Origin of the sequence: Mesobacillus selenatarsenatis SF-1, assembly GCF_000813125.1 — a bacterium.
In the GTDB taxonomy this organism is placed as follows: domain Bacteria; phylum Bacillota; class Bacilli; order Bacillales; family Cytobacillaceae; genus Mesobacillus; species Mesobacillus selenatarsenatis.
In genome coordinates, this window is sequence record NZ_BASE01000081.1 from 37,318 (window position 1) to 44,355 (window position 7,038).

At 45.3% G+C, this 7,038-nt stretch carries 9 protein-coding genes; 8 read left to right on the forward strand and 1 reads right to left on the reverse strand.

The genetic code is table 11. The annotated features are described in order from the left end of the window. The first annotated feature begins 83 nt into the window (after positions 1-83). Positions 84-566 carry a PH domain-containing protein gene (locus tag TY49_RS16725; protein ID WP_041967047.1) on the forward strand — a complete coding sequence of 161 codons (483 nt, stop codon included), beginning with the start codon at positions 84-86 and terminating at the stop codon, positions 564-566. Beyond that, complete coding sequence (locus TY49_RS16730; RefSeq protein WP_041967048.1) at positions 559-2,007, forward strand: PH domain-containing protein; 1,449 nt, start codon at positions 559-561, stop codon at positions 2,005-2,007. Before TY49_RS16725 ends, TY49_RS16730 begins: the two co-directional genes overlap by 8 nt. Before the next feature lie 87 nt (positions 2,008-2,094). On the opposite strand, the gene TY49_RS16735 is transcribed toward TY49_RS16730, so the two are convergent. Continuing rightward, positions 2,095-2,679 (reverse strand): rhomboid family intramembrane serine protease, encoded by a 585-nt coding sequence (locus TY49_RS16735; RefSeq protein WP_041967049.1) that lies wholly within the window; start codon positions 2,677-2,679, stop codon positions 2,095-2,097. 158 nt (positions 2,680-2,837) lie between these two features. Here TY49_RS16735 and acpS point away from each other — a divergent pair, with 158 nt between their 5' ends. The 6 genes from acpS to TY49_RS25060 form a co-directional block, all read left to right on the forward strand. Further along, a complete protein-coding gene (acpS, locus tag TY49_RS16740; protein ID WP_041967050.1) occupies positions 2,838-3,191 on the forward strand; it encodes a holo-ACP synthase in 354 nt (117 codons plus the stop codon). Between the two features lie 191 nt (positions 3,192-3,382). Beyond that, a complete protein-coding gene (locus tag TY49_RS16745) occupies positions 3,383-4,396 on the forward strand; it encodes a LolA family protein (RefSeq protein ID WP_041967051.1) in 1,014 nt (337 codons plus the stop codon). A gap of 257 nt (positions 4,397-4,653) precedes the next feature. After that, complete coding sequence (alr, locus tag TY49_RS16750; protein WP_041967052.1) at positions 4,654-5,811, forward strand: alanine racemase; 1,158 nt, start codon at positions 4,654-4,656, stop codon at positions 5,809-5,811. Between the two features lie 193 nt (positions 5,812-6,004). After that, entirely contained in the window at positions 6,005-6,286 is a 282-nt protein-coding gene (locus TY49_RS16755) for a CopG family ribbon-helix-helix protein (protein ID WP_031308192.1), read from the forward strand. A gap of 4 nt (positions 6,287-6,290) precedes the next feature. Further along, on the forward strand, positions 6,291-6,641 hold the full coding sequence (ndoA, locus tag TY49_RS16760; RefSeq protein ID WP_041967053.1) for a type II toxin-antitoxin system endoribonuclease NdoA: 351 nt from the start codon (positions 6,291-6,293) through the stop codon (positions 6,639-6,641). A gap of 213 nt (positions 6,642-6,854) precedes the next feature. Then, on the forward strand, positions 6,855-7,038 hold a 184-nt coding region (locus tag TY49_RS25060), incomplete at its 3' end, for a hypothetical protein (protein WP_232310474.1).

Sequence of the window (7,038 nt, forward strand, 5' to 3'; positions counted from 1 at the left end):
TCCTCCCAATTTAGTGCCATACTTGCGTGTTGTTGTTGTATACTTAGAAGGTGCTATTAATTGGAAAAATGGGAGGAGACTTTATGACGATTTCTGAGCCGCAAAAGCGGATTTCCGAGCAGGCATTGACTGTCTGGAAAATTGCCGCAAGCCTTCATTCCCTGGTGGTATGGGTATTAGCGGGCGGTCTGATCGCCATTACGATATTATTTGATTTTCCTAAATGGATTATCGCTGCAGCCATAGCTGTGGCTGCTGTATATAGCTATTTATTTATCTTTTTATTGCCGACCTTGCGATGGAAACGCTGGCGTTATGAAGTGAGGGAACAGGAAATTGAGCTTCAATACGGTGTATTTATCATAAAAAGGACGCTCATTCCGATGATCCGTGTCCAGCATGTTGATACACAACAAGGTCCCTTACTCCGGAAATACAGTTTATCGACGGTGACGGTTTCGACCGCTGCGACTGTCCATGAAATACCTGCGCTTGATATGGAGGAAGCCGAAAACTTGAGGATTTCCATTTCAAGACTTGCAAGGGTGGCGGATGAGGATGTCTGATCCGAAAAGGCTTCATCCGATTGCCGCTGTCGTCAATGCGCTGCGCCAGCTGAAGGAAATGATCATCCCTTTCCTGATTTTTGTCGTTTTCGGGAGCAGGGGAACGGATTGGGATCTGTTTTACTTCTTTGGCTCGATTGGTGTTGTAGTGCTGGTATTAGTTTATGGAGTTTTGTCATGGTACAGATTTACATATCGCATCGAGCAAGGTGAACTGCGAATTGAATACGGATTGATTGTCAGGAAAAAGCGATTTATTCCGTTCGACCGGATCCAAAGCCTTGATCTGTCAGAAGGAATTTTACAGCGGCTGTTCGGTCTTGTGAAGGTGAAGGTCGAGACAGCCGGTTCTGGCGGGATGGGTCTGCAGGATGGCGAGGCGGTCCTGACGGCGATCACCAAGCAAGATGCACAGGAAATCCATGACTATTTGGTATCCATCAAAAAGTCGGGGCAGATACTGCAAGGAGAAGAAGAGCCAGAATCATCCGATGACCTTCTATATAAAATGTCGGTTTCAGAGTTATTGATGCTTGCGACTACATCTGGCGGAGTCGGCGTTGTCATTTCCGCGGTGTTTGCGTTCGTTTTCCAATTTGAAGAATTCATTCCTTATGAACAGATTTTTGATGGGGTCGAGCACTTTGTCCAAAACGGTGTTGTTTTTATCAGTGTCGTGGTATTTCTCGGGTTCCTGCTTGCGTGGATGATCGCGCTGTTTGGCACGATGCTGAAATACGCTAATTTTACCGTGAGAAAAGTGGATAATGATCTTGTCATAACACGTGGATTGCTGGAAAAACGCCAGTTCACAATTCCACTTAATCGGATCCAGGCTGTCCGCATCAGTGAGAACCTCATCAGGCAGCCGCTAGGTTATGCTTCGGCATATGTAGAAAGCGCAGGAGGCTCGGCGCTTGACCAGGAAAGTTCAAAGGTCCTTATCCTGCCGATCGTGAAAAAAAGAAAAATACCCGGCCTACTTGAGCCTCATCTGACGGAGTACCACTTCCGTGTCAACATATCACCAGCACCAAAACGGGCATACAGCAGATATTTATTGAAGAGCTGGCTGTTCACGCTGCCGATCATCATTGGGGCCATCTGGTTGTTGAGACCATGGGGCTTTGGCGCACTGCTCTTGCTTCCAGTCTCGGCATTATGGTCTTACTTTAATTATAAAGATGCAGGCTGGAGTCTCGACCAGGGGATGCTTACCTTCCGATACCGAAATATTGTCAAGAACACAGTGTATATGAGGAAAAATAAGGTCCAGTCTTTCAGTGTCAAAGAAAGCTTTTTTCAGCGGAAAAAGAAGCTGGCCACCATCGAGGCAATTGTCAAGTCCGGGCATGGCGGGGCTGGCGGCAAAGTCATTGACCTTGAGAAAAAGCATGTGGACACGATGTATCATTGGTATTCACATGAAACAGTTGAGTGACGAGGAAAAAGCTTTGGTGCTGAGAAAACATTACATGTATTTATCCATAACGAAAAAAGCGCCCATGAGGCGCTTTTTAAAATTAAATTATCTTCGATAAATCGCGGCACCCGTCAGGAAGCCTGCGAGCATGCCGAAAATATGGGCGGTAATATTGATATTCGACTGGACGAATGTCATGATCACGGCAATGATGGCGATGGTCATGATTGTCTGGGAGTTTTCACGCGACATCATGGCTTTTCGGAACATAATGATAGAAATATAGAAACCGAACAGCCCGAAGATTGCCCCGCTTGAGCCGACATGTGTGTATGTCAGCGGCTCGAGAATCAGTGTAGCGATGTTTGCGGCGATGCCTGTAAAAAGATAAAGCAAGATGAATTTAGTTTTGCCAAGCAGTTGCTCGAGTGCCGGGGCGAACAGGACGAGTGAAAAACTGTTGAACAGCATATGTGCAAAACCTGCATGCATGAAAATCGGTGTGACAAGCCGCCAGTACTCACCGTTCACAACGTACAGGTTCACACCTGCTAAAAGTCCAAACAGGTATTTACTCGGGAAAATTGGCAATGCCGTCAGCAAGTATAATAAGATATGGATGGTAATGATGATTGAAATAACCGGGTAAAGCCTGATGAAGTCACGCAAGCTTTCAGTTCTTGTAAACATTGGAACCTCCTCGGTCCTCATTATCGTGAGGATCGGATATTTTTAAATAATGAGTTCGTTATGCGTAAAAGTCCTAATTTTAAGGATAGCCCTAATCGGCGAAAGTTGTACACTATTTTCTATGCGGCATTCATCTTTTTTAGAAGGGAGCTGGAAAAATGATCATTGGAACGGGAATCGATATCGTGGAAATTGGCCGGATCCGCAAGCTTGTGGAATCGCAGCCGCGTTTTCCAGAAAGAGTTTTAACGGAAAAAGAAAGGGAAGTTTACAGACAATATAATGAACGGAGAGGAATTGAATTTCTTGCCGGACGATGGGCGGCGAAGGAGGCTTTTTCAAAAGCAAATGGGACTGGCATCGGAAAGGAATTGTCCTTCATGGATATCGAAATAGAATCCGATCCGCATGGCCGTCCACTTGTCACGAAGCCTTATATGGAGGGAGTTCACCTCTCCATTTCACACAGTGAACAATACGCTATTGCGCAAGTGGTAATCGAAAAAATTTAAATGCTTGTCGGGTCCCGGGGGCATATTCGCCCAGGTTGTCTCATATATTCATAATGCAGTAAGGGAGACAAGGCTAGGGCGGCGAGAACAAGGCTGCACGAAGACTACTCAAGCAATTTTGCAGCCAGTGTCTTATTCCTGTCCTTTCTTTCCCTTTACACGTTTAAATGAGACTAAAAGGGGTTGGAAGAATGAAGAAAAGGTTATTGTTGCTTCTCGCCGGGCTCATGGTTATTTTTGCTCTGGCTGCCTGCGGTACAAAATCACAGGAATCTGTGGTTAAGGAGTTGGATGGAACGCTCGAAGATCTGAAGAGCTACAAGGCTAAGGCAAAGATGACATTGCAAATGGGTACCGAGCCGCAAGTGTACGATGTGGAGATTTGGCATAAAGATCCGTCATTTTACCGTGTGAACCTAAAGAATGCCCAGAAGGACCAGAGCCAGATGATTCTGCGAAATGAAGAAGGGGTATTTGTTTTGACGCCTGCCCTTAACAAAAGCTTCAAATTCCAGAGCGACTGGCCGAAAAACAGCAGCCAGGCGTACCTTTACGAATCTTTAATCATGGATATTCTCGAGGATAAGCAAGCGAAATTCTCGGCAACCAAGGAACATTATGTGTTCGAAACGAAAACAAGATACCAGAACAACAAAATGCTTCCGATCCAGGAAATCAAGCTGAACAAAAAGAACCTGGCGCCGGTCAGCGTTAAGGTGATGGACCCAGACCGGAATTCATTGGTTACGGTTGAGTTCTCGGATGTGAAATTCGACGCAAGCTTCGACAAAGATGCGTTTGATATGAAGAAAAATATGACAGGTGCACAGCTTGAGGTGCCGGTTATGGCGGATGTAGAAGACAAGGAATTCACTGTAAAATATCCAGTCGCTGAAATCCCTGGCGTGACGTTAATTGATGAAAAAGAAATCACGACAGAGAACGGAAAGCGTGTGGTACTCACATATGACGGCGAAAAATCATTCACGCTGATCCAGGAGAAAGCAGACGCAATGCCTGCAATGTCCTCTGCGATCAACATGACGGGAAAGCCTGTCGACCTCGGATTCACAATCGGTGCTATGAACGAAACCTCGGTTTCCTGGACACACCTCGGAGTCGATTATATGCTGGCTTCAACAGACCTATCACCAGAAGAATTGGAAATGGTAGCTAAATCGGTCTTGGCTGATATGGAAAAATAAGATTCCAAATGCAGGCTCAGTGTAACCTGGGCCTGTTTTTTTATGGATTAAGGGCTAAAACTAAATGAATATTAACGACCAGGTTTTAAGGCTTAAAGAAACTTCCCGGGTATCGCAGCTCAAATCCGCGTTTCTCCCCCACGAACGAACTTCCTGTTCAAAAAATTCGTATATAATATCCATTTGACATTGAGTTCTTTCGGTTTGATAATAAAACAATATAAATAACGTTCGGGTTGAAGGAAGTGGAGTTTTCGTTGGAGGAGCAAGGATTTTTTTACCGTGATACATGGGCGGAAGTTGACCTGGATCGAGTCAAGATGAATGTAAAAGAGATCAAGGGTCATCTGCCTGAAGATGTTGAATTTATTGCAGTTGTGAAAGCTAATGCCTATGGCCACGGGGATTCCCAAGTGGCAGAGGCGGCGTTGGAAGCGGGAGCATCAATGCTTGCGGTGGCATTCATGGATGAGGCGCTTGCGTTAAGAAAAAAACGGATTACTGCTCCGATTCTTGTACTTGGTGCAAGTAGACCAGAGGATGTGAATATCGCCGCTGAAGAAGGGATTATTCTGACCGTTTTCCAGGAGGAATGGCTGGCAAAAGCGCAGGGTGTATTGAAAAAGGATTCAACCCTTATGCTTCATATAAAAATAGATACAGGAATGGGCCGGATCGGGATTCGGTCAATTGAGGAATTGAAGGCAGTAGAAAGACTGATTGAAGAAGATGCGAGATTACAGCTTCACGGGATTTACACCCACTACGCGACAGCTGATGAATTGGATGATGTGTATTTTAACAAGCAGCTCGACTTGTTCAGGGAAATGCTGAGCTCAATGAAAAAGCTGCCCCCGGTCGTCCACAGCAGCAATAGTGCAGCAGCCCTGATGCACAGAGATGCACAGTTTAACGCTGTAAGAGTAGGAATCGCCATGTATGGACTAGCGCCCTCGATGGAGATCGCACCCGAGTTACCGGTGGATTTGCAGGAGGCATTCACGCTCCATTCGAGGCTTGTGCACGTAAAGAGGCTGGAAAAAGGAGAAAAGGTCAGCTACGGCGCAACCTATGAAGCACCAGAAGAAATTTGGGTAGGGACGCTTCCAATTGGGTATGCTGATGGATGGATACGCAGACTTCAGGGACAGGAAGTACTGGTCGATGGCAAAAGATCCCCCATCATAGGGCGTATTTGCATGGACCAATGCATGGTGAAGCTTCCGAATGAAGTTCCAGTCGGGACAATCGCTACCCTGATCGGCAGCCAGGGAGAAGAGTCAATCTCAATCAATGAGATTGCCAGCAAGCTAGAAACAATCAACTACGAAGTTCCGTGCATCATATCTTCAAGAGTCCCGCGTCTGTACAGGCAGGACGGCAAAGTAGTCGATTTAAACAATTCGCTGTTATAATAAAAATCCAATAATTAACAAAGCTGTTCAATTTGGCTAAAAACCTGAATAAAACACTATTTTTTGGGCGGATAATACTGAAGAATTGCGGATTTATCTTTGCATCTTGCATAAATAGTGATAAGATTAGAAATGGTAGAGAGATAACGAACTTAATAATGGTATGTAGTGATGATGGTGGAGGTGTATGTTTGTGTCTGAATCCAGCGCAACAACGGAGATTTTGGTAAAGTTACCGCAGCATCTTTTAAGTGAACTAGATGGATTTGTTAAGCAAGAGAACGTAAACCGCAGCGAATTTATTTATCAGGCAACAAAAATGTTCTTGCGTGAGAAGAAAAAGAGACAAATTCGTGAATCCATGAGACGTGGCTATATGGAAATGGCCAAAATTAATCTGACCATTGCATCTGAAGCATTTCAAGCAGAATACGAGGCAGAACACACAGTTGAACGTCTAGTCAGCGGAGGATAATCCTTTGATTGTCAAACGTGGTGACGTCTATTTTGCGGACCTATCCCCAGTTGTTGGTTCAGAACAAGGCGGAGTTCGCCCTGTCCTGGTCATCCAAAACGACATCGGGAATCGGTTTAGTCCCACAGTCATTATCGCAGCGATCACAGCACAGATCCAAAAAGCCAAGCTTCCAACACATGTAGAAATTGATGCGAAGCGGTACGGTTTTGAACGAGACTCGGTCATCTTATTGGAGCAAATACGCACAATTGACAAACAGCGCCTAACCGATAAAATTACCCATCTCGATGACGAAATGATGGAAAAAGTGGATGAAGCCCTTCAGGTAAGTTTAGGTCTTATCGAATTCTAAATGAACAGCACGCTCTTTAAAGAGCGTTTTTTTGTAACCGAACACCTGGCCTGCCAGCAGGCCTTATACATAACCATAAAATAAAAACGGATGTTTTCCTGTGTGGAGAGGCAAGCTTAGCGGCTTGTCTCTTTTTTAGTTGCCCAGGATGATTGGGCTGGTTATTAAAGGAAAAGAGGGGAAGCGGTCGCAATCAAGGGGTCCCAGACTGGTTTGGACGGCAAAGATGTTTTGGATCGTCCGGATTTAAGACAGGTTTGCCTGAGAAAGCGGAAAAGCTGTCAAGAAAAGCCCAGAATCGTGACAGGTTTGGCGGTGAAAGCGGAAAAGCTGTCAAGAAAAGCCCGGAATTGTGACAGGTTTGGCGGTGAAAACGGAAAAGCTGTCAAGAAAAGCC